Consider the following 22,462-nt stretch of genomic DNA (forward strand, 5'->3'; position numbering starts at 1 on the left):
AAATGACTAGACTAATACCTGGTCTATTAAATAAATGAGTGCTATAAATTGATATATAATCGCATATGTAAGGTGAGAGAGGTTAGTTATGCCTAGAGAAGTAAAAAGTAAGAAAAGTAAATCATCCGGCTTGGGGAAGGGCCTTGGAAATTTAATGAAGGTAGATACGGTAGAGTCTGTATTGCCTGAAAAGGAGATTCACGAACTACCAATCTCCGAGTTAGTTCCTAATGCAGATCAACCTCGTAAAAGTTTTGATGAAGATAGTTTGGCAACATTAGCTGAATCTATTAAAAATCTTGGTATTTTTCAACCAATTGTAGTACGTAAACAAAAGAATAAATACCAAATCGTAGCTGGTGAACGTCGTTACCGTGCTGCTATCATTGCAGGTCTTGAGACTGTACCAGTTATTGTAAAGAAATATAATACAGAAGAGATGACAGAAGTAGCCCTCGTTGAAAATCTGCAACGTGAAGGCTTAGATCCAATTGAAGAAGCTTTGGCATACCAAGGTTTAATGGATACGTATAAACAAACTCAAGAAATGATTTCTGCTCGACTAGGTCGCAGTCGTTCTTATATTGCAAATATGGTTCGTTTGTTAAAACTATGTGATTCTGTACAAAAAGATCTCATCGAAGGTGACTTAACAGTAGGTCAAGCGCGTCCATTGTTGGCATTGCGTAGTGCAGCGCAACAAATTGAAGCTGCTGAACGTATTAAAGAGGGCGAGTTGAGTGCTCGTCAAGCAGAGGCTCTTGTGAAGTCTATGCAAAATAAGACACCTAAAGCAAAGGCTGCTAAGCCGCAAAGTACTGCAGAGGTACGTGCTCTTATGGACCGTTTAAAACTAAGCTTAGGATCTCCTGTAAATATTAAATTCCGTGCTGGTAAAAAGGTTCAAGGTAAGATTGAAATTGCCTTCTCCTCTGAAGCAGAATTAGAACGTCTCATTGCTTTTATGGATGGTCAAGATAATACAGACGATACTGAAACAGTAGAATTTAGAGTATAATTGATATACTTAAATTCGAATCGAATTATGTGAATTTAGTAATGACAAACCGATAACAATTCTGTATAATGTAAATACAATTTACAATCCACGGTAAAAGCGTAGTCTACGGACTGCGCTTTTACTGTATATAAGGTATTTTATTGAGTTATAATAATATTGTAAGATAACTTAGTAGATCATAATACATACTAATACGTACTAATACGTACTAATACATGTTGTAAGATGATTAACGATATTTTGTAATAAATATAAACGTTAAGTAACAAGGATAGACTATGGAACAAACACCTAAAGCAAACCGCGTGCATATCGGCTTTTTTGGTCGTTGTAACGCTGGTAAGTCTACATTGATTAATATGTTAACTGATCAGCCTGTATCCCTTGTATCTGAGGTGGCAGGAACAACGACAGACCCTGTGAGTAAATCTATGGAGATTTTACCACTCGGACCTGTAGTGATTACCGATACGGCTGGTATAGACGATACAACTGAATTAGGTACATTGCGGATGGAGAAAACAGAGGAGGTTGTGAAGAAGATTAACCTCGCTGTTTATGTACTTCGTACCGATGAAGAACCAACTACTGATGATATGCATTGGTTAGGCCTATTAAAACAAAACAATGTGCCTATTGCATTATTTATAAATGAAATCAATGCAGAAATTGACAAAGAAAATGATAAAGAAAACAACATAGAAAATAAAACAGATGCATCTATTTATGTAGAAACTCATAAGGGATTATCTGAATTAGCTACTGTCATTGGTTCTGCTGATTTTACATCTCAAGATAAACGTTTAGAATTACTTGATCTCTTGGGTGGGTTAACACCACTTGATGTAGAAGGGGATCAAACTCTATTACAAGGCCTAGTAGAAGAGGGAGATACTATAATTCTTGTATGTCCTATTGATAGCGCAGCACCAAAGGGCCGCCTTATTTTGCCACAAGTCCAAACTATTCGTGAAATATTGGATTATAAAGGCTTAGCGTTAGTATGCCAAACCGAAGAATTGCCTGCTATGATTAATTCTCTTAAATATCCACCGAAGATGGTTATCTGTGACTCCCAAGCTTTTGATCGCGTCGATGAGTTAACACCTAGTACAATTCCGTTGACATCATTCTCTATTTTGATGGCCCGTTTCAAGGGCAAATTACAAGATTTAGTAGCTGGTGTAGAAGCGATTAAGAATTTGAAAGCAGGCTCTAAGGTGCTTATCAGTGAAGGTTGTACACATCGCCGCCAATGTGATGATATTGGTACTGTAAAGATTCCTAATCTTCTTAAGAAGCAAGGTCATACAGATTTACAGCTAGAATTTACTAGTGGGGGCGCCTTCCCAAAAGATGTATCCCAGTATGATTTAATCATTCATTGTGGTGCTTGTATGCTCACACGCCGCGAGGTGTTACGACGCATTGAATGTGCCGTTGTACAAGGCACACCAATCGTAAATTACGGTGTACTCATAGCGGCTCTGCATGGTATACTAGAACGAGCGATAAGCCCATTTATTGACGAAATAAAAGGGTAGGTATAATTAATCTTTAATTACATATATTAAATTAAATTGTATACAGTCATTTAACTTTCACAATAAGAATGGTATAATTAAGTGTTGGAGTTTGAATGATTGTATAGGAAGGAATATACATGTTCGAATCGATTCAACCGTGGATTGGCATGGCGACCATCGTCCTTGTAATAGCGTTGTTAGTGTATTGTGTAATCTTGCACATTCGCTTAGGGAGCCTTAAAAAGAAATATGATTTCTTTATGCAAGGGGACAATGGTGCGAGCCTAGAACGTAAATTATCTGTAGAGGTTAGCGAAATTCGCGATGCTGCAAAAGGTCTTGAGACAATGTTGACTGAGCAAGCGGCGATCCGCAATATTCAAAGCAATACGATACAAAAAATTGGCTTTGTCAAATATAATGCCTTTGAAAATATCGGTAATGATTTGTCTTTTGCACTTACATTACTTGATGGCAACAATAACGGTATCTGTATCTCTAGTATTTACGGTCGTAGCGAATCCCGTATTTTTAGTAAACCTATTGTGAAAGGTAAAAGTCTCGTAAGTCTTTCACAAGAAGAATTAGAGAGTTTGAACGAAGCGTTGGGCGAGCGCACCAATGAGGAAGCGTTAACGAGCGCCATCGTTTCTAAATAAGGAAGGTTTGTATTGAAAGTACCGGCATTTATTTCAAATAAAGTTGAAAGAAATGGTGACAACTGCATATTGACATTAACAACCAAGCAAGCGAAGGTTGCAGCTATTGTAAGCTCTATTATAATTATCGCCGCATTGGTTCTCGGCATTTGGGGCATCGTGCGCCAAGCTGAGATTGTGCAATTACGTCAACAGACACAATTACAATCTGAACAGCTAAAATTGTTACAACAAAAGACAGATGTTTTAGATAAGAAAATTCAAAACTTAAATCAAATTAGCGAAGAAAACAAGCAAATGCTGAAAGGCGCTGAATCTGGCACACCATCTCAAGGTGGCGGGGACGGTAGCGACCCAAAGCAGCCAGCCGCTGATGAAAGCGAAGTAAAGACGCTAACAGCGGCACAATTATCAGCTCGTCTGTCCAAAATGGACAAGGACGCACAAAAATTGCTAGTTAGCTTCTATACAATGCGTAATATCCTTCGCGATGGTGGGGCGCAAGACCTTATGGCTATGCAATCCATTAACTTCTCTGCTGGGTCTGGTGGTGTTACGAATAATACTACACCAAGTATCTGGCCGAGCAAGGGCGTTATTACCTCTCCATTTGGTAGCCGTGTGGACCCTGTAACGGGCGCTATCGGTGCATTCCACGAAGGGGTAGATATTGCGGATGACTATGGTACACCAATTGTGGCGACTGCTGCGGGCGTTGTAACCTTTGCAGGTTATACAGACGGCGGTTATGGTAACCTCGTTGAAATCGATCACGGCAATGGCTTCGTAACCCGTTATGGCCATAATAGTGCTGTATTGGTAACTGTAGGTATGAGCGTAAAACAAGGTCAAACAATCGCCTTGATGGGCAGCACTGGTAAAAGTACAGGCGCTCACGTTCACTACGAGGTACGACTCAATGGATCCCCTACAGATCCTATGATCTTCTTACCAATTAGTAACTAAAATAAAACATAATTCATAGAAAAAAGAACTTGTTATGCGTGCAAATGCACTAATAGCAAGTTCTTTTTCTTTATTTTTGCATATATATATTGTAAAATAAAAGTATATGAACGGAGGTATATCTATGAAGGCCTATGTACAAGTTTATACCGGCGAAGGCAAGGGCAAAACGACCGCTGCTATCGGTCTAGCTATCCGTGCCATCGGTGCTGGCAAGAAAGTCCTCTTTTTGCAATTTATGAAATCTAAAGTATATAGTGAACATACTATTTTACCTACCTTACAGAATTTAACCTTAGAAACCGTGGGTAAGCCATTCTTTATCATCAAAGAAGGGATGAAAAGCAAGGATGAACTCGCTAAATGGGGCGATGAAGTCGTTGTCTTTGAATCCGGTAATCCGCCAAAAGACTATGTAGCGCTCATTGAAAAAGGATACGAACGCGCACTGGCTGCTATTAGCAGTGGAGAGTACGATCTCGTCGTTCTTGATGAATACAACATGGCGCTCTTCTTTGAACTCATTACATGGGATAAAACAAAGGCTTTGCTCGATGCTCGTCATCCAGAAACGGAACTCGTATTTACGGGCCGTGGGGCTCCTCAAGAATTAATCGATGAGGCAGACCTTGTAACGGAAATGAAAGAGGTTAAACATTACTACCTTCAAGGCGTAATGGCTCGAAAAGGTATTGAAAACTAATCATAGGTACACCTAAGGAGGTGATGTGGTTGAGTACAGTGGCTATTGTGGCCCTCGTTATTGTGGCCATCATTGCAGCACTCATCTTGATTATCCTACTGACACCAATCACATATAGCATCGAAATTAACGGACGCTCGCCATATCGAGGCGAGGTGCGCGTCAAATGGCTGTGGCGTGTATTTTCACTGCATCTAGCATATTTGCAGGACAAACCATTTTTTAAGGAATTATATATTTTGGGTATGCTCAAGATTGGTCCTGTGAAAGACTATGAAGAATGGCTTGAAAATCGCGTAGACGAAGAATACCAAAAAGTTGTGGACGAAGACGATGAAATGTCTCAAACAGAAGCTTTTGCGAAGGCGATGCAAGGGGGCGGACAAGGTCCTTCTGCAAGCTCTAGTGGTACTAGCTTTGAAGATTTGAAGAGCTCTCAACGTTCTGACATTACCTTTGATGATGAAGAATCACCGGGGGCTGGTAGATCTGAAAATCCAAATGAACGCATTGAACGTCCTGAACAAGCTTCTAAGGATATGGATGCACAGGCTCGAGCTGATCGGTATGACTCCATTCAGCAAGATCCAACATCCCATATTAAAAGCGATGACGAAACAGTGAGCCGCGTTACTTTCAACAGTGACGGTTCTATCAAGGAAAAGGTATTTACGAAGGTGAAAGACCTCAAAACGACGGTTAAACATCGTTTTGAAAAACCAGATCCAAACGATCCGGTAGCATCATTTAAGTCTAAAATTCCTACATTCTGGTTCATGAAACATGTACAAAATACAGAATTATGGCACCAGCTATTCCTTGTTTCGAAACGATGCTATGACCACTCTAAACCACGGGATGTGGCCATAGAAGGTCGATTTGGTGTTGGTGACCCATATCGTATGGGGATTATCGCATCTATGCTGTACAGCATTTGGCCTGAACAAGCTGAGAACATCGAGCTCGATTATGTACATTGGGCCGGTGAAGGTAGTGGTCATATTAAAGGGCGCATCATTTTAGCTGTCATGGCTTGGCATGGTACAAGATTCTTGCTATCTAAACCAATGCGTTCCCTATTGGGTGAAAGCGCTCGCGTCTTCTGGGTTAAACGGAAGGAAGCTAAGCAGTTAGAAAAGCTGAAAGCCGAACAAGGTCAAACAGCGTAAGGATATATTAAGTCAACTAAGTAAATGAGCTGTATTAAGACAATATATAAGGTCTACAAATAATGTATATGTCATATAGAAGTAAATACATAGTATAAAAACCTAAGTATTGAACGTACAGCAATGATACTTTCACAAAAAGCGGAGGTACTGTGATGGAAAACAGTAATGTAAAAGAGAATTTGGAAGTCCTATTCGAGAAATTCAAAAATATGATTAAGGTGGAAACTGTAGTAGGCGAAGCTGTGCAAATCGGCGATACTACACTTGTTCCATTCGTAGACGTAACATTTGGTTTTGGTACTGGTACAAACCACAACACTGCTAACAAAAACCACGAATGTGGCGGCGGTGGCGGCGGTGCCAAAATGGAACCAAGCGCTATCCTCGTTATTAAAGGCGAACGCATTGAGTTGTTCAACATTAAAGGCAACCCTTACAGCAGCAGCTTCGATCGTCTTATCGGTTTGGTGCCTGACCTCGTGTCCAAATTGAAATCCGATAAATACATTTATTTAAACGATGAACAATAATTCGATGTCGAATTATAAATACTAGGTGAAAGCCGTAATACCCACATGTGTGCTCTGAATATGTCCGTAACGACTGCGATTATAGCTTCAGAGTATACTTGTGGGTATTATTTTAACTTCTATAGACTTTCATAAGCATTTCATAGGTCTTTATTATGCTATGTAACATAGTCTTGTGAAAGTTAGCGAGATTTGTTATAGTAAAAATAGTACACTATTGGATTGTATAGTGACACTTTTATTTCGAGGAGGATTTCAGATGAAATTATCTAAAAAATTAACTACCCTAGCTATCGTTGGTGCTATGTCTGCTACTGCTGCAGTAGCAAGTGCTGCTAACATTGGCTTAGTAAATATGAGCCAAGTAGTAAATAGCTACCCTGGCTATGGTGCATTAGATATGAAAATGCAACAAGTAGACGCTCAATACCGTCCACAAATTGAGAAAAAAGTACAAGAAATTGAAAAAATTCAAGATCAAACTCAAGCAGAAGCTGAATTCAATAAATCCGTAGCTCCATTGCTTCAAAAAGAAAACGATGAAATCAACAAAATTGCTCAACCTATGATGCAAGCAATTCATAATGCAGTTGAAACTATTCGCGTTGAGAAAAAAATGGATGTAGTATTGGATGATCCATACACAATCCGTGCGGCTGACGCTAACAGCAAAATCGAAAACATTACTAACGAAGTAATTAGCCGTCTTAAAAAATAATACCGGCTAAAAAGATAATATGAAATGGCCCCTTGTCTGGTTTCAGATAAGGGGCTTTTGGATTTAAAGGACTTTTATATTGAGATAGAGAAATATATTAACAGAAGTAGTCTGTATAGAGATAAGATATTGTAGGTTACATATAGGTGTTTTCTTTAAAATAGATTAGCTTATTTCAATTAAGGAGTGAGATCTAATGAAAGATTTTAAAGCATTAGCCACAGAGCGGTATTCCGTTAGAAAATTTGATACGAAGCCCGTTGAGCAAGAGAAGTTAGATATCTTGTTAGAGGCAGTGAGATTAGCACCTACGGCTCATAATTATCAGCCGCAACGCTTACTTGTGCTGAATACGACAGATAGTCTTAATAAACTAAAAGACTGCACTAATGGCCACTTCAATGCGCCGTTGGCGATTATTGTTTGTTATGATAATACAGTGAGTTGGAAACGGGAATACGATGATGCGGATATGGGCGTTGTAGACGCTAGTATTGTAGGTTCTCACCTCATGTTTACCGTGGCGGATATAGGTCTAGGAACAACTTGGATTGCTCATTTTGATCCCCGTAAAGTACGAGCAGCCTATGCTTTGCCTGATAACATCATACCTGTAGCGATATTCCCAATCGGTTATCCTCATCCAGATTGCGTACCGGCACCGGGCCATACAAAACGCTTTGATGTAAGTGACTTTACAATCTATAATTCCTTTTAATTTCTTTAAAATGTAAGCTCTATAAAATGTAAGCACTACAGAATTTAAGTAATACAAAAAGGGCGGTTAATCAATTACGATTAACCGCCTTTTCTAATAGTGTTTGTAGGTTCTGTTAGTATTTTATTCAGGTTTGTGGATAAGGTTTACTACGAATTCGCTGTCTTCTACAAGTGTTGCTTGGATGTAGTTGTCGCCGTTGAATTCTAATACTTGGCCTGGTACAAGTACATGTTCTTCAGTTTCGTTAAGGAATACTTGTACTTTACCTTTTACTACTGTAAAGACTACATTTGCTTCTGGGTGATTGTGTTTTTCAACTTGTTCACCAGCTTTGCCGCCTTTTTTTACGATTACATAGTTAGGACCTTGGAATAATAAACCTAATTCTTGATTAACTGTGCCTGCCATAATAGACCTCCTAATTCTAGCTTTTTATGTTTTGAAAGCTGACGCTATCACTTAATTAAATTAATTTGTGTAATTACCTTATGTTTACATTATAAATGATATTGCTTATCAATGCTGTGCCTATAGCTACAGTTTTGAAAGAAATATATATTAAATATAGATTTAAAATGGACGCAAAAACGAACGAAAATATTTTCGTTCGTTTTTGCGCCCGTTTTCGTTCGTTTATAGTGCCTAAACAAACAGAATGTTATGTATTTATTAATTATTTTTTCTTGATTGTATATAAACGTGTGCCGTTTTCTTCAGTCGTTACAAGTTCAAAGTTAGGATCTACCGCTTTTACAAAGGCTTCGAACCATGTTTGGTACGCAAGTGCCATGAACTTAGGATCAACGCCTGCTGTACGCCAGTAGCCTGCTTGTAATCTGTGATCGCCAACCCATGTGAATTCGTCAGGGCTTTCAGAAACAACTTGGTCACCACCATCGCAAGGCATGCCATTTACGTAGAAGTTTTGCAACGCATTGTAAATTGCTGGAGCTGTGTGTTCTTCAAGGTTATCTTGTGCCACAACGCCACATGCTTGGCCTTGTACAGCAAACGCATCAAGAATAGCTGTTACTACGTTCACCGCTTCGTCGCCAGAGTTAGTGTCAAGCAAATCTTTGATGAAAGCTGCTTCGCGAACAGATGCGATGTTAATTTGGTTGGACAACCAGCCATGGATATTGCCATGGTCGATGATGTTTTCCAGAGGAATACTTGGATTGATTGGCTCGCCATATGTATCTACGGAGATGGAGTGCAATTCCTCTGCCAAATCATCAACAACTTTAGTTGTTTTTTCTAAAATCAAGTTTTCACGCTCAACGAGCAATTGAATTTTACGATATAACCAGTAATGGATGTGACCTAAGAATGCGGACATATTAAGCTCCTTTTCGTGCTGTTTCTAATTTTTGAACTAAATCGTATACATTAACACCGTGAATTTCTGCAGCTTGCCATAATGGTTCAGCTGTAGAAGATGGGCAACCAAGGCAACCCATGCCGATGCTTTGTAACACAGGTACAACATTTGGATATGTATCTACGATATCGCGAATGATTGTATCTGGTGTAATAGGGGCACCTTCTTCGAGGCGTGGTGCTTCTGGTTCAGGATCGTTACCATGACCAGGCAAGAACACAGCTGGTTCGTCGGATTTGCTTTCAGCTGGAGCACCTTCAAGGTCGCCTAATACAGCTGCTTTGAAAGCCTCTAAACCAATGCGGTCAATAAATTCGCCCATGCGCTCGATTTGTGCATTTTCTTTATAGTATGCAATGATACGATCTACTAATGCAAGAGCTTCTTTTTCAGTTGTTACTTCAGCGATGAGGTCGCCGATGCGTGGATGAGCACCGCCGCTACCGCCAGCGTAAACATTCCAGCCTTCTACAGTACCGATAATACCAACATCTTTCATGCGGCTTTCAGTACAAGAGTTAAGACAACCGGACACACCGATTTTCATTTTGCTTGGCATTTCTTGAGACAAATATTTGCGCTCAATTTGCATGCCAAGATGTACGCTATCTTGTTTAGCACGTTTACAGAATGTAGTACCTGGGCAGATTTTTACGCTGCGCACGCGATTAGATACAGTGTACGCTGGCTCCATGCCGAGTATTTCCCAAGCTTTATCTACGTCTTCTGCTTTCAAATTCGTAATCATAATGCGTTGGCTGCCAGTCAATTTAAGAACGGCGCCGAACTCATTAGCTACGTCGATATATTTTTGTAATTGTTCAGGTTGAATGAAACCTGCAGGAACGCGAGGTGTAATTGCATAACGGCGTTGACCGTTTTTAATGCGTTGTAAATTTGCTGCAATTTGTGCCATATTAAATCCTTTCTCGAGCCCTCTCTGCGGAGAATAGTGGCTAAAACTACTTAGTTAATCTATGTGATTCTTTGTTTGTAAAATATATACGCCGTTGGGTTTTGTGAAAGCTTCGCACGTATACGAACAGCGTGATGAGATCAACTAGGCGATGCCTCATCAAAACCCGGCGTAACGATCAGTACGGGTATTAAATACTGACCTGATGTTCCTAGTATAAACTATTTTAACACGTAATAATGTAACCTAAGCTACAAAAATGAAAAATTTCAATATTAATTATTAATAGCATACATGATTTTTGATACTACATAGTGCTATTAAATTTACCTAATTGGTAAATTATTTATTTACATTTGTATTTGAAGAGGTATAATAGAATTAACCTACTAGGTAAATTATTATAAATGGCCATTTATATTGTATCAACCATTCACTATGATTTGAGAGAGTCGGTGACATATTGGATATACGATATAAGAATAATAAGATACGTAAGGTATGTACAGATATTAATGTAGCACAGAAAAAATATAATCTTAAAATGACAGTAAAACTATATGAACGGTTACAACAAATTAGTCAAGCTACATCTATTGAAACATTAATTTTTTTGCGATTAGGAAGATGCCATCCTTTATACGGAGATCGATTAGGACAATATGCTATGGATTTAATCCATCCATACCGCTTAATTTTTACTCAATATGGTAATACTGTAGATATTGTAGAGATCCAAGAAATTGTGGATTATCATTGATAAGGAGTGTAAAAAGTATGAAAATTTATAGAAGTAATACCTTTATAGCGATACCACCAGGTATGACTATAAAAGAGGTTTTAGAAGATAGGCATATGACGCAAAAAGAATTAGCTACACGAATGGATATGAGTGAAAAACACATTAGTAAGCTTATTAATGGAGAGGTGCCATTAACTCAAGATGTGGCAATGCGTCTTGAGCGGGTGTTTGGTGTAGAGGCTAGTTTTTGGAATGGTCTAGAAGCTGCATATAGAGAATCTATCTTAAAAGTAGAGTATGAGAATTCTATTGATGAAGAAATCAATTTTGCCAAGCCTTTTGGTTATGCTAAGCTTGCACGTTTGGGTATTGTTCCAGAAACGAAAAAGGCAGCTGAGCAGGTCAATAATTTACAGAAGTTTTTTGAGGTAGCTTCTTTAAAAAATGTAGCTAATGACATGGTTATGCCCTTAGTATATGAAAATATTAAGGATATGGAGCCAGCTAAAAAGAGCGCGATTTATACACTAGTACAAATCACAAAAGGGCAGGCTCGTTTTGTAGAGGTCAATCCTTACGATGCGGAGTTACTAAGAAAATTTATACCAAAAATTAAGGACCTTTCTAGTGAACCTTTAATTGGTGTGAAAGAGCCTCTTAAGGACATGTTAGCAGCATGTGGTGTGATTATTGTGTATTTGCCAATTATTGATAACATAACCTCCACATGTATTACCTATTCCAAAGGAAACTCCATTGTTCTTGGTATACCAACGGAAGATTCTGATGCTTTTTGGACCTTATTAGGAGAAGCGCTACAGAATCTGGTAGAACGAGATTATCAACGTAGTAACCGCAAATACCGTAATAATGATCCTGTAACTGTGGTGAATTATTAATTCAGATTTTGTAAATATGTAAGGTGGTACTTCTTAGACTTTTCTTAGGGCATTCACCATGCAATTTGTAAGGACTTTCAAAGTACAATCCGTAGGACTCTCATCCTGTAACAAAATAGCGTATAATAGACATATAGAATATTATTGATATAGGAGATGCAATGAAAGTCCTTTACGATACAATTTTAAAAGCGAAATATACAGGTCGCCCGAACCGTTTTGTGGTGACCTTAGATTTGAATGGTGAAAGTGTGCTTGCTCATTTGCCAAATCCCGGTCGCATGTGGGAGCTCTTGTTCACCGGTGTAACGATGTACATCGTACCTCATGATAAGCCTGATGCGAAGACGAAATACCGTGTTGTAGGTATCGAGCGCGATGGCGTAGTGATTATGCTTGACACCAACTATAGCAATGATGTAGCGCAGTATTTGATTGAAAATAAACTTATCCCAGGTTGGGAAGAGTGGCGCGTTGTACGACGAGAGTATACAGTTAAACTACACGGTACATCATCTCGTTTTGACTTGCTCCTCACCAATGATAAAGGTGATGAGTTCCTGTTAGAGGTTAAGTCTTGTACGTTATTCTCTAAGACCGGTGCCATGTTCCCTGATGCCATTACAGAGCGAGGGCGCAAGCATTTATTGCATTTAAAAGAATTGCAAAACGAAGGATACTATACAGGGGTTCTATTCCTCGTGCAATGGGACCGTGCACAGTGGTTCTTACCAGACTACCATACAGATTTGGAGTTTGCCAAAACCTTTAAAGAGGTAGCACCGTCTTTAGATTGGAAAGCTGTTGCAGTGGCGTGGGATGAGACTTTCGCTATGCCGACTGTCACCCGTGAATGTTCCTATCCGAGCACCATCCTCGACACAGAGGTTCACGATAGTGGCGTGTACGTAATGGTCATGCATCTCGACCATGATTTAGACCTTGAGATTGGCTCTAAAGGGATGATGCATTTCAAGGCGGGTTACTATATGTACGTAGGCTCTGCGAAGGCGAATTTAACGAAACGCATTGAGCGCCATAAGAGAAAACGGAAGAAAATGCACTGGCATCTAGATTACTTCCGAGGTCACTGCGAAATGATCGCAGGCCTACCAATCCGAACTAGCTGGGCTGATGCGGAATGTGCTCTCGCTGATGCGGTCCGTGGCGTTGCCGAATGGGATGTGCCTAAATTTGGATCCTCCGACTGTGACTGTAAAAGCCACCTATTTGGGATGACGGAAAATCCGATACACAATCAATCCTTTATGAATGTGGTGGAGGATTATCGCATGAATATGTTGGATGTGCTAGTTAAGTGATTGTTGTTGGGGCCCCGTCACATAGTGGTTTACTAGTTAAAAAAGTTAGACACTTATTCCTTCGCTCCATAGTGACCTAAGTCGCTCATTCATAAGTGTCTAACTTTTTTACAACCCTATATGTGGACTAGTCCCAACAACAAAAGCACTTTTCCTTTCGCATGGGGCGAGGCCCCTAATTGGGAGAAGCGGATAAAACAAAAGCTAAGTATTTGTTCTCATTTAGATTTAAGGCAAAGAATGATTGGAAAGAAACTATGCTAACAGGCATAGGTAGTACTGGTAATGATACTTCAGGTGTGGAACGAGACTTTGTTAAGATTTTGGACGATATGATATATCATGCAGCTCATTAAATAATAAGCAGGAATAGCTTATAAGTATGAAATAAAATGAGATATAAATATAGAGGGGGATTATATGACATCCTTAGAAAATGCGATTACAGGAAATGTGATTGTATATCAAGCAGAGAATGAATCTGTTTCTACGAATGTTCTATTCAAAGATGAAACATTTTGGATGACACAAAAAGAAATGGCAAAACTATTTGATGTTAATGTACCTGCTATTAGTAAGCATCTGAAGAATATATTTGAAAGTGGAGAACTAGTTATATCAGCAGTTATTTCCAAAATGGAAACAACTGCTGAAGATGGTAAAATTTATCAAACTAATTTTTATAATCTTGATGCTATCATTGCGGTAGGATATCGAGTAAATAGCAAAAAGGCAACTCAATTTCGAATTTGGGCGACAGGAGTTTTACGGGAATATATTATCAAAGGTTTTGCTCTTGATGATGTTATGCTAAAGAATGGACGTTCATTTGGACAAGATTATTTTAAAGAATTGCTACGAAGAGTCCGCTCAATTCGCGCTAGTGAACGACGCATATATCAACAAGTAACAGATATATTTGCTGCGTGTGCAATCGATTATGATGCACAATCACCTATTACTAGAGAATTTTTTGGAACGATACAGAATAAGTTTCATTATGCTATTACAGGTCAAACTGCTGCAGAGATCATTCATAGTCATGCAGATGCTACAAAGGATCATATGGGATTGACTACGTGGGAATCTGGACCGGAAGGGCGGATTTATAAGAAGGATGTAATCGTAGCAAAAAATTATTTATCTGTTGAAGAGATTGAACAACTTGAGCGAATGGTATCCTCATTTTTTGATTATATAGAACGTATTATTGAACGACGTGAAACATTTACTATGAAAGCGTTTATTGAAAGTGTAGATAAGTTTTTAGACTTTAATGAGTATCAAATCCTAACAAACAAAGGACTTATTTCTATGACACAAGCACAGAAGAAAGCTGTTAGTGAATATAAAACGTTTAATACACAACAGAAAGTAATTTCTGATTTTGATAAGTTTGTGAGAGAACATAGTTAATAATAAAGGGTTTATAGCCTTTATCCCTTAAAAATGCTATAATATTATGATGTATTATAATCAGTGTTAGTAAAATGAGGTGAGATTGTGGCAGACCAACAATGGTCCCACGGGAATATTCATCCCGTTCAGATTGATAAAGAAATGAAGAACGCCTATATCGATTATGCGATGTCCGTAATCGTAATGCGTGCTCTTCCAGATGTGCGCGATGGCTTGAAACCAGTACATCGTCGTATTTTGTACGCGATGCACGAAACAGGCATGACGCCAAATAAACCGTACAAGAAATCCGCTCGTATCGTCGGTGACGTACTTGGTAAGTATCATCCACATGGTGATAGTTCTGTTTACGACGCAACGGTTCGTTTAGCGCAAGATTTCAATACGCGCTACCTCTTGGTAGACGGCCACGGTAACTTTGGTTCCATCGACGGCGATAGTGCCGCTGCGATGCGTTATACCGAAGTACGTATGGCGAAAATTACGCAAGAAATGCTCGCTGATATCGACAAGGAAACTGTTGATTTCATGCCGAACTATGATGAAAGCTTGCAAGAACCTACAGTATTGCCAGCGAAGATTCCAAATCTTCTCATCAATGGTTCCAGCGGTATCGCCGTAGGGATGGCGACAAATATTCCGCCGCACAACCTTAATGAGGTATGTAATGGCCTTACCATGCTCATCGATAATCCAGATGTAACTGTGGACGAATTGATGACGCAAATTAAAGGTCCAGACTTCCCGACTGGGGCGCTCATTTTGGGCCGGGAAGGCATTAAAAAAGCATACTCCACAGGTCGTGGCAGCGTAAAAATGCGCGCTCGTGCAACCATTGAAGAAATGGCGAAGGGCAAGCATAAAATCGTAGTGACTGAGATTCCATACCAAGTTAACAAGGCTCGCGTTATTGAAACGATTGCAAACTTGAGCCGTGACAAGGTTGTTGATGGCATCACAGCACTTCGCGACGAATCTGACCGTCAAGGTATGCGCATCGTTATCGAATTGCGCGCTGACGTGCAACCAGATATCGTTCTTAACAAATTATATAAACACACTCAACTTCAAGAATCTTTCGGCGTGATTATGTTGGCCCTCGTAGATGGTCATCCTCGCGTATTGAATTTGAAAGAAGTATTGGGTTACTACTTAGATCATCGTCTCAATGTAATCGTACGCCGTACTCAATTCGAGCTTAACAAAGCTGAAGCGCGTGCACACATCTTGGAAGGCTTGTTGATCGCCCTTGACCACATCGATGAAGTTATCGCTACAATTCGCAGTTCTCAAACTGACGAAATCGCACGTAACGCATTGATGCAAAAATTCGGGCTTTCAGAAAAACAAGCAGTAGCCATCCTCGACATGCGTTTACGCCGTTTAACAGGCTTGGAACGTGAGAAAATCGAAGACGAATACAAGGAATTGTTGGCATTGATCGAAGACTTGAAAGCTATCTTGGCTAGCGAAGCGCGTCAACGTCAAATCATCAAAGACGAACTAGAAGATATGAAGAAGAAATACGGCGACCCTCGTCGTTCTGAAATCACAATCGATACGTCCGACCTTGATGTAGAGGACCTCATCGCTGACGAAGAGATGGTTATTACCTTGACTAAACAAGGTTATATCAAACGCATGAACGCGAACGTATATCGCAACCAACATAAAGGTGGCGCTGGCGTTATCGGCATGAAGACTAAGGAAGACGATTATGTAACACAAATTATGCATGTTCGTACGCATAATACATTGTTATTCTTCACATCCACAGGTCGTACATACCGCCTCAAAGCATACGAAGTGCCAGAAGCAGGTTCCCGTAATTCTCGCGGTACTGCTATGGTTAACGTATTGCCACTGGCTGTAGGAGAATCCGTTACAACTATGATCGACCTTGAACGCGTTCAAGAAGATGTAAACTTATTCATGGTAACTGAGTTCGGCGTTGTAAAACGTACAGCTATCGAAGAATACCGCAACATCCGTCGTTCTGGTCTCAACGCTATCAACCTCGATGAAGGGGATCACTTGATTTCCGTCAACGTAACGACTGGTGACCAAGATATCTTGATTGGTACTAAATTGGGTATTGCTATTCGTTTCAGTGAAAGCGATGTACGCCTTATGAAACGTGCGGCTCACGGCGTACGGGGTATTAAACTCAATGCAGGCGACGTGGTTGTAGGTGCTGGTGTTATTAATGCTGATGAAAGCGAAGCACAAGTGTTTACTATCTCCGAAGAAGGATTTGGTAAACGCAATGATGCGGAAGCTTACACATTGCAAAAACGCGGCGGTAAAGGCTCTAAGAACTTCAAGATTACGAACAAAACAGGTGACGTAGTTGCCGTTGAAGTTGTTCATAACGATGATGAAGTAATGCTTATCTCTGAACAAGGCAAAATCATCCGCTTCAACATGAATGATATTGCTGTGAAGAAAGGTAAAGCTATTTCTGGTGTGAAAACACAAAACCTCGACGAAGGTGATAAAGTAGCTAGCATTGCTGTTATTCCAGGTTCTGAAATCGAAGAAGATGTAACTGAGGAATAATTTGTATTAATACTATATGTAAGTAACTATGGGCGGCCATCTTAGATGGTCGTCTCTAGCGTTAAGGAGTTAGAAATGAAAAAATGGTTAGCTGCTATGTTTGCAGCAGGGGTTTTCTTTGTAGGTGGCTTTGGCCAAGCGAGTGCCGCTGATTGGTATTATATCGATGCTGATGCTGACGATGCAGCATGGTTTATCGACAACTCTTCTGTATATAAAACAGATGATGCGGCAACAGTACTTGTTAAAATTAACAATGTAGAAGGCTTCACATACATCTACACAGTACGCATCGATCGCAAAGAAAAAACATGGACAGAACTTGATACAACAGTATACAGCGCTGCAGGCGTAGCGTTATTGTCCAGCAAAGACGCACAAAAACCTACAAAAATTGAAGATGATACCATGGGCGCGGAAGTTATGCAGGCCCTATGGGGTAAATAATCCAACAATTTAATAGAAGCTGATATTCGCTCTGTCTAGTTAGATATTCAGAACGTATAAGTAGCCCCGAACTATCCTGAAAGCCTCCATAGTGAACTAAGTCGTTTTCAGAATAGTTCGGGGCTTTCTGTTTTCTTACCAATCTTACAGAGCGAATATCAGCGTTTAAATCCATTGGATTATTTAAAGCCCATAGGGGCCTTGCTAGACGTTCCTAGAGGAATAAGCTAAGTCGTTTTCATAGAAGTGTTGGGCCTTTTTATTTCTAATTTACGCTAATCTTAGTATGGGCATCCCTATTACAATACGATTATTTAATCCATAGGAGCCTCGCTAGATGTTCCTTAGGGGTTCTATATAATTTATGCATTTAATAGAGTTTTTATTAGTAATATGCAATTATGGTGTTATAATGAAGGCGTAGAGAATTTATGGTATGCAGATTGCATAGTTATTTGAATTTTATAGTCAGGAGAGAATAGTTATGAAGAAATGGTTTGCTTGTTTAGCGGTAGCCGGTTTGTTATTTAGCGCTGGTGTAGGCGTGTCTCATGCTGAAAGTTGGTACGCATTGGATACGGACCAAGCTGGTCGTACAGGTTACATCGATAATGATTCTGTTGATAAAAATGACGCTCGTGCTACATTGCGTTTGAAGATTGTAGATCCTAATGGAGATCATTCCATTTATACAATGACATTCAACCGCGCTGATAAAACAGTGCAGCTCATTGATGTTACAACATATAACCCACAAGGCTATATGATTGGCTCTGAAACATTAGCAAATACAAAAGTACAAATACAAGAAGGAAGTAACCTAGATCACGTGTATCACTTGATTTGGTAAATTTCCTCGACTAGTAGAAAGGGTTCTATCTCTCATCGACCTCCATAGTGACCTAAGTCGGTCTCAAAGAGATAGAACCCTTTCTGTACGTATGATTAAATTTACTCAAAACTGCGTAGGGGAATAGCGAGTTAAGTCGTCCTACGAGATATATTCACCCGTTTTCTCATTTCCTAATGAGGAAATGTTCCAAAATACTTATTCCCTTATTTTATGGTATAATTTAAGGGAATAATTTTATTTATAAGGGATTAGAGTGGAATGGAGGTGTGTGTATGCGTCGTTTTGAGTATGGTCGAATTCAGTCTTTGTCGTGGGATATGGATATTTTAAGTCTTATCGCAGGGATTTATCGGGCGAATGGCAAGGAGGAGGTTTTGCTTTCACAGAGTCCTGCCATATTAGATTCTCTTGTAGAGTTGGCAAAGGTACAGAGTACAGAGGCTTCAAATGCGATTGAAGGAATCGTGACGACGAGTACACGGCTTCGGCAGTTGGTGGCTGATAAGACTACGCCTCGAAATCGGGACGAGCAGGAGATCATGGGGTATCGTGATGCTTTAAATGTTATCCATGAAAGTTATGATTCCATATCTTTGTGTCGCAATCATATTTTGCAGTTACACAAGATTTTGTATAATTACCAGTTCAATGCTCGTGGTGGGCAGTTAAAGAGTGTACAGAACTATATTAGTGCTACCTATCCCGATGGACAGACAGAGGTGTTATTTACTCCTCTAGCGCCCTATGAGACAGCAGAGGCTCTTGACCAGATTTGTGCTGAATATAATCGTGTTGTAGGCAATGGAGAGGTAGAACCACTCCTAGCTATTCCTATTTTTATACATGATTTCCTATGTATTCACCCATTCAATGATGGAAATGGTCGCATGAGTCGATTATTGACGACATTGTTGCTGTATCGCAGTGGCTTTATGGTTGGTAAATATGTGTCCTTAGAGGCTAAAATCGCCGCAAACAAGGATATGTATTATGCTGCTTTACGCGAGTCTAGTGATACTTGGTATGATGAAAGTTCCTGCCCTATATCGTTTATTCGCTATTGGTTACAAATGCTATTAGCAGCGTATCATGACTTTGAGGACCGCAGTTCTATACTGGTAAATAGTGGTTCAGCAATGGATCAGGTGAAAGCAGCTATCAATAGTCATTTAGGGGCTTTTACAAAGCAAGATATTAGAGAATGGTGTCCAAATCTCAGCGATAGTGCTATCGAAGGGGCTGTACGTACTCTTGTGAAGGATGGTCGTATTCAACGAAAAGGTGGAGGTCGTTCTACCTATTATGTGAAGTCTTAATAATTGAGCACGTTTGTCTTTCATAAAATATTTAGTTTTATCGAATATACTAGTTTTCGTATTCTTGTATTTAAATCGAGAGGTAAACATATGAAAAAAACATTGGCAGCTGTTTTGGCAGCAGGCGCTTTATTGATTGGTGGCATCGGTAGTGTTGATGCAGCAAATTGGTATACTGTTGGTACTGATAGCAATGGCATCACTTGGTCCATCGATAATGATTCTGTTAAAAAAGATGACAAAAAAGCTGTTTTGGACATCAAAGCTATGGACTACGAAGGTTACCACTACATCGTAACTGAAGAGTTCAACCACAAAAAACGCGAAGTAAAAGACGTTAAGGTTACTCTTTACAATCCAAAAGGCGAAGTAGTAAAACAAGAACAACCTAGCAAATCTACTCGTAAGGTTGAACAAGGTACTCCTGCATACGCTGTATACACACTTATCTGGGGTGACAAATAATCTGATCCTCCGAGGGTTATGATTTTTGGTGAAAGCCTACATACGCACGTTCTTATTTGAGGACGTGCGTTTTTTATTTACCTTTAATTCCCTAAAATTTGGTGAATTATTTATCCATTCGTGGTACAATGGGAATATTATTACGCATTTTTGTAAGTTGTCTCTTATTGAAATATGCTTACGCACAATATCATGTAGAATGTTTGAACAATATTATGTCATCTAGAGAGGGTTGATTGATCATAATTTTACGCAAAAGTGTAACATTTCTACATAGTATAAACTTTCACTATAGCGTATACTAAAGGTAAGATGTGGAAGTACGCCTTGAGCACAGTGCTCTGTAGTTTGGCCTATTTCTTTTAAAGGTTTGCTAGTTTTAGTTTGTTAGAGGAGGTCCTCATGTCTCAATACGAATTTATCGATAAACGCGTGCCGATTGCGCTCGACAATCCATCCATTTATCACGACATTTCTAAGTGTAAAAACTGTACGTTATGCCGTCGCGCTTGTGCGGACGTAATGAGCGTACTCGACTACTACGATCTCGATGCAAATGGCGACGTGCCTGTATGTATCCACTGTGGTCAATGTGCGGCTGCATGTCCATTCGACTCCATGCATGCTAAATCCGAGCTTGAAAAGGTGAAAGCAGCTCTTGCAGATCCTGAAAAAATTGTTGTTATTCAAACAGCTCCAGCTGTTCGTGTAGCTATCGGCGAAGGCTTCGGTTACGAACCAGGTACATTCCTTGAAGGTAAAATGGTTGGTGCATTGCGTGCATTAGGTGCAGACTATGTAGTAGACACTAACTTTGGTGCGGACTTAACTATCATGGAAGAAGCATCTGAACTTGTAGAACGCCTTAAAAACGGCGGTCAAATTCCTCAGTTCACAAGCTGCTGCCCAGCGTGGGTGCGCTTTGCGGAAATCTACTTCCCTGAATTGATTCCTAACTTGTCTTCCACACGTTCTTGTATCGCTATGGAAGCAGCTATGATTAAAACATATTTTGCTGAGAAAAAAGGCATTAATCCTAGCAATATCGTATCCGTATCCGTAAACCCTTGTACGGCTAAAAAAGCAGAAACAAAACGGGAAGAAGAAAATGCAGCGGCTCGTTACCATAATGATGAATCCCTTGGCATGGATACGGATATTTCCATCACAACTCGTGAATTCATCCGTTGGATTCAAGAGGAAAACCTCGACTTCAATGCCATTGAAGAATCCCAATTCGATGACTTAATCGGTATGGAAACTGGGGCCTCCATCATCTTCGGTAACACTGGCGGTGTTATGGAAGCAGCTATGCGTACAGCATACAAGCTTATCACTGATAAAGAGCCACCTCCATATGCATTGACACACCTCGAAGACGTTCGTGGTATGGAAGGCGTTAAAGAGGCCACTGTTCAATTAGGTGATGATGTAACCTTGTCTGTTGCTGTAGTGCATGGCGGTAAAAACACACGTGACTTCCTTAATGCCTTAAAAGACAGTGATAAACACTATGACTTTATCGAAGTTATGGCTTGTCCAGGTGGCTGTATCGGTGGCGGCGGTCAACCGCGCACTAAATTGCCTCAAGCTGTGAAAACTAAGGAAGCTCGTATTGGTGGTCTTTACGAAGCCGATGCGAACTACAAATGGGTCGCTTCCTATGAAAATCCAGAAATCCAAGCATTGTACAAAGATTTCTTAGGCGAACCATTGGGCCATAAGGCACACGAACTCTTGCATACACATTACACAAATCGCAGCGCGGTTCTTGGTGATCGCAAAGACGTAACACCTGAAACATGCCCAACATCCCCTAAATATAAGGGCTAATCGTATTACCATGTAGCTAATTCGGTCAGTACGAGTCGTTTCAAATGTAATCAGTCGATACGTACATCTATACATTGGCGTGATTAGACTAGTATATGGGTAACTAACTGAACATACATAAATCCTACGGGTCATGAGTGACTTGATACTTGTGTAGATATTGACTACTGAGTGTCAGCTTACATGCGATTCGTAGGATTTTTATGTTTATCCTTATTATGGATTCATAACGATTGAGTACCTCGTATATCAATGCTTACAATTACTTTATAACTTTATTATGATAAATTAGTA

Annotated in this window: 23 protein-coding genes; 20 read left to right on the plus strand and 3 right to left on the minus strand. The window is 39.8% G+C overall.

What is annotated here, in order from left to right; genetic code table 11:
• Positions 1-88: 88 nt before the first annotated feature.
• The 9 genes from MOQ65_RS04150 to MOQ65_RS04190 all read left to right on the plus strand — a co-directional run bounded on the left by MOQ65_RS04150 (position 89) and on the right by MOQ65_RS04190 (position 8,013).
• Positions 89-1,018 (plus strand): ParB/RepB/Spo0J family partition protein, encoded by a 930-nt coding sequence (locus MOQ65_RS04150; protein WP_119207075.1) that lies wholly within the window; start codon positions 89-91, stop codon positions 1,016-1,018.
• 281 nt (positions 1,019-1,299) lie between these two features.
• Complete coding sequence (gene hydF, locus MOQ65_RS04155) at positions 1,300-2,565, plus strand: [FeFe] hydrogenase H-cluster maturation GTPase HydF (RefSeq protein ID WP_257846755.1); 1,266 nt, start codon at positions 1,300-1,302, stop codon at positions 2,563-2,565.
• A 119-nt stretch (positions 2,566-2,684) separates the two neighbouring features.
• Positions 2,685-3,206, plus strand: coding sequence for a DUF4446 family protein (locus MOQ65_RS04160; protein ID WP_257846756.1), 522 nt, complete (start codon positions 2,685-2,687; stop codon positions 3,204-3,206).
• Between the two features lie 12 nt (positions 3,207-3,218).
• Positions 3,219-4,172, plus strand: coding sequence for a M23 family metallopeptidase (locus tag MOQ65_RS04165; RefSeq protein WP_257846757.1), 954 nt, complete (start codon positions 3,219-3,221; stop codon positions 4,170-4,172).
• 124 nt (positions 4,173-4,296) lie between these two features.
• Positions 4,297-4,875 (plus strand): cob(I)yrinic acid a,c-diamide adenosyltransferase, encoded by a 579-nt coding sequence (locus MOQ65_RS04170; RefSeq protein ID WP_060924854.1) that lies wholly within the window; start codon positions 4,297-4,299, stop codon positions 4,873-4,875.
• A gap of 29 nt (positions 4,876-4,904) precedes the next feature.
• Complete coding sequence (locus MOQ65_RS04175) at positions 4,905-6,044, plus strand: hypothetical protein (RefSeq protein WP_257847017.1); 1,140 nt, start codon at positions 4,905-4,907, stop codon at positions 6,042-6,044.
• A gap of 155 nt (positions 6,045-6,199) precedes the next feature.
• Positions 6,200-6,577 (plus strand): GerW family sporulation protein, encoded by a 378-nt coding sequence (locus tag MOQ65_RS04180; protein WP_005384862.1) that lies wholly within the window; start codon positions 6,200-6,202, stop codon positions 6,575-6,577.
• 259 nt (positions 6,578-6,836) lie between these two features.
• Complete coding sequence (locus MOQ65_RS04185; protein WP_060924853.1) at positions 6,837-7,295, plus strand: OmpH family outer membrane protein; 459 nt, start codon at positions 6,837-6,839, stop codon at positions 7,293-7,295.
• Between the two features lie 196 nt (positions 7,296-7,491).
• Positions 7,492-8,013: a nitroreductase family protein gene (locus tag MOQ65_RS04190; protein ID WP_119207080.1), complete on the plus strand. Its 522-nt coding sequence runs from the start codon at positions 7,492-7,494 to the stop codon at positions 8,011-8,013.
• Between the two features lie 123 nt (positions 8,014-8,136).
• On the opposite strand, the gene MOQ65_RS04195 is transcribed toward MOQ65_RS04190, so the two are convergent.
• The 3 genes from MOQ65_RS04195 to MOQ65_RS04205 form a co-directional block, all read right to left on the minus strand.
• Positions 8,137-8,424 (minus strand): cupin domain-containing protein, encoded by a 288-nt coding sequence (locus MOQ65_RS04195; RefSeq protein ID WP_257846758.1) that lies wholly within the window; start codon positions 8,422-8,424, stop codon positions 8,137-8,139.
• Positions 8,425-8,689: 265 nt separating this feature from the next.
• Positions 8,690-9,355, minus strand: coding sequence for a hypothetical protein (locus tag MOQ65_RS04200; RefSeq protein ID WP_060924851.1), 666 nt, complete (start codon positions 9,353-9,355; stop codon positions 8,690-8,692).
• A gap of 1 nt (position 9,356) precedes the next feature.
• Positions 9,357-10,313, minus strand: a complete 957-nt coding sequence (locus tag MOQ65_RS04205) for a DUF1858 domain-containing protein (RefSeq protein WP_257846759.1) — start codon at positions 10,311-10,313, stop codon at positions 9,357-9,359.
• Between the two features lie 463 nt (positions 10,314-10,776).
• Here MOQ65_RS04205 and MOQ65_RS04210 point away from each other — a divergent pair, with 463 nt between their 5' ends.
• The 11 genes from MOQ65_RS04210 to MOQ65_RS04260 all read left to right on the plus strand — a co-directional run bounded on the left by MOQ65_RS04210 (position 10,777) and on the right by MOQ65_RS04260 (position 22,168).
• Positions 10,777-11,073: a type II toxin-antitoxin system RelE/ParE family toxin gene (locus tag MOQ65_RS04210; protein ID WP_195186117.1), complete on the plus strand. Its 297-nt coding sequence runs from the start codon at positions 10,777-10,779 to the stop codon at positions 11,071-11,073.
• A 17-nt stretch (positions 11,074-11,090) separates the two neighbouring features.
• Positions 11,091-11,954 carry a HigA family addiction module antitoxin gene (locus tag MOQ65_RS04215; protein ID WP_257846760.1) on the plus strand — a complete coding sequence of 288 codons (864 nt, stop codon included), beginning with the start codon at positions 11,091-11,093 and terminating at the stop codon, positions 11,952-11,954.
• A 161-nt stretch (positions 11,955-12,115) separates the two neighbouring features.
• Positions 12,116-13,276 (plus strand): DNA/RNA nuclease SfsA, encoded by a 1,161-nt coding sequence (gene sfsA, locus MOQ65_RS04220; protein WP_257846761.1) that lies wholly within the window; start codon positions 12,116-12,118, stop codon positions 13,274-13,276.
• Positions 13,277-13,455: 179 nt separating this feature from the next.
• The gene (locus tag MOQ65_RS04225; RefSeq protein WP_257846762.1) at positions 13,456-13,632 is read left to right on the plus strand and encodes a hypothetical protein; all 177 of its coding nucleotides are present in this window, start codon (positions 13,456-13,458) and stop codon (positions 13,630-13,632) included.
• Positions 13,633-13,696: 64 nt separating this feature from the next.
• Positions 13,697-14,692 (plus strand): virulence RhuM family protein, encoded by a 996-nt coding sequence (locus MOQ65_RS04230; RefSeq protein ID WP_257846763.1) that lies wholly within the window; start codon positions 13,697-13,699, stop codon positions 14,690-14,692.
• Positions 14,693-14,779: 87 nt separating this feature from the next.
• The gene (gene gyrA, locus MOQ65_RS04235; RefSeq protein WP_257846764.1) at positions 14,780-17,254 is read left to right on the plus strand and encodes a DNA gyrase subunit A; all 2,475 of its coding nucleotides are present in this window, start codon (positions 14,780-14,782) and stop codon (positions 17,252-17,254) included.
• Positions 17,255-17,329: 75 nt separating this feature from the next.
• Positions 17,330-17,701 (plus strand): hypothetical protein, encoded by a 372-nt coding sequence (locus MOQ65_RS04240; RefSeq protein WP_119207103.1) that lies wholly within the window; start codon positions 17,330-17,332, stop codon positions 17,699-17,701.
• A 484-nt stretch (positions 17,702-18,185) separates the two neighbouring features.
• Positions 18,186-18,551: a hypothetical protein gene (locus MOQ65_RS04245; RefSeq protein WP_213467414.1), complete on the plus strand. Its 366-nt coding sequence runs from the start codon at positions 18,186-18,188 to the stop codon at positions 18,549-18,551.
• 275 nt (positions 18,552-18,826) lie between these two features.
• Positions 18,827-19,870, plus strand: coding sequence for a Fic family protein (locus MOQ65_RS04250; RefSeq protein WP_257846765.1), 1,044 nt, complete (start codon positions 18,827-18,829; stop codon positions 19,868-19,870).
• Positions 19,871-19,960: 90 nt separating this feature from the next.
• Entirely contained in the window at positions 19,961-20,335 is a 375-nt protein-coding gene (locus MOQ65_RS04255) for a hypothetical protein (protein WP_060924842.1), read from the plus strand.
• A 402-nt stretch (positions 20,336-20,737) separates the two neighbouring features.
• Positions 20,738-22,168, plus strand: coding sequence for a [FeFe] hydrogenase, group A (locus tag MOQ65_RS04260; RefSeq protein ID WP_060924841.1), 1,431 nt, complete (start codon positions 20,738-20,740; stop codon positions 22,166-22,168).
• The last annotated feature ends 294 nt before the right edge of the window (positions 22,169-22,462 follow it).

This window comes from Veillonella faecalis (genome assembly GCF_024677885.1).
Classification (GTDB): domain Bacteria; phylum Bacillota; class Negativicutes; order Veillonellales; family Veillonellaceae; genus Veillonella; species Veillonella nakazawae.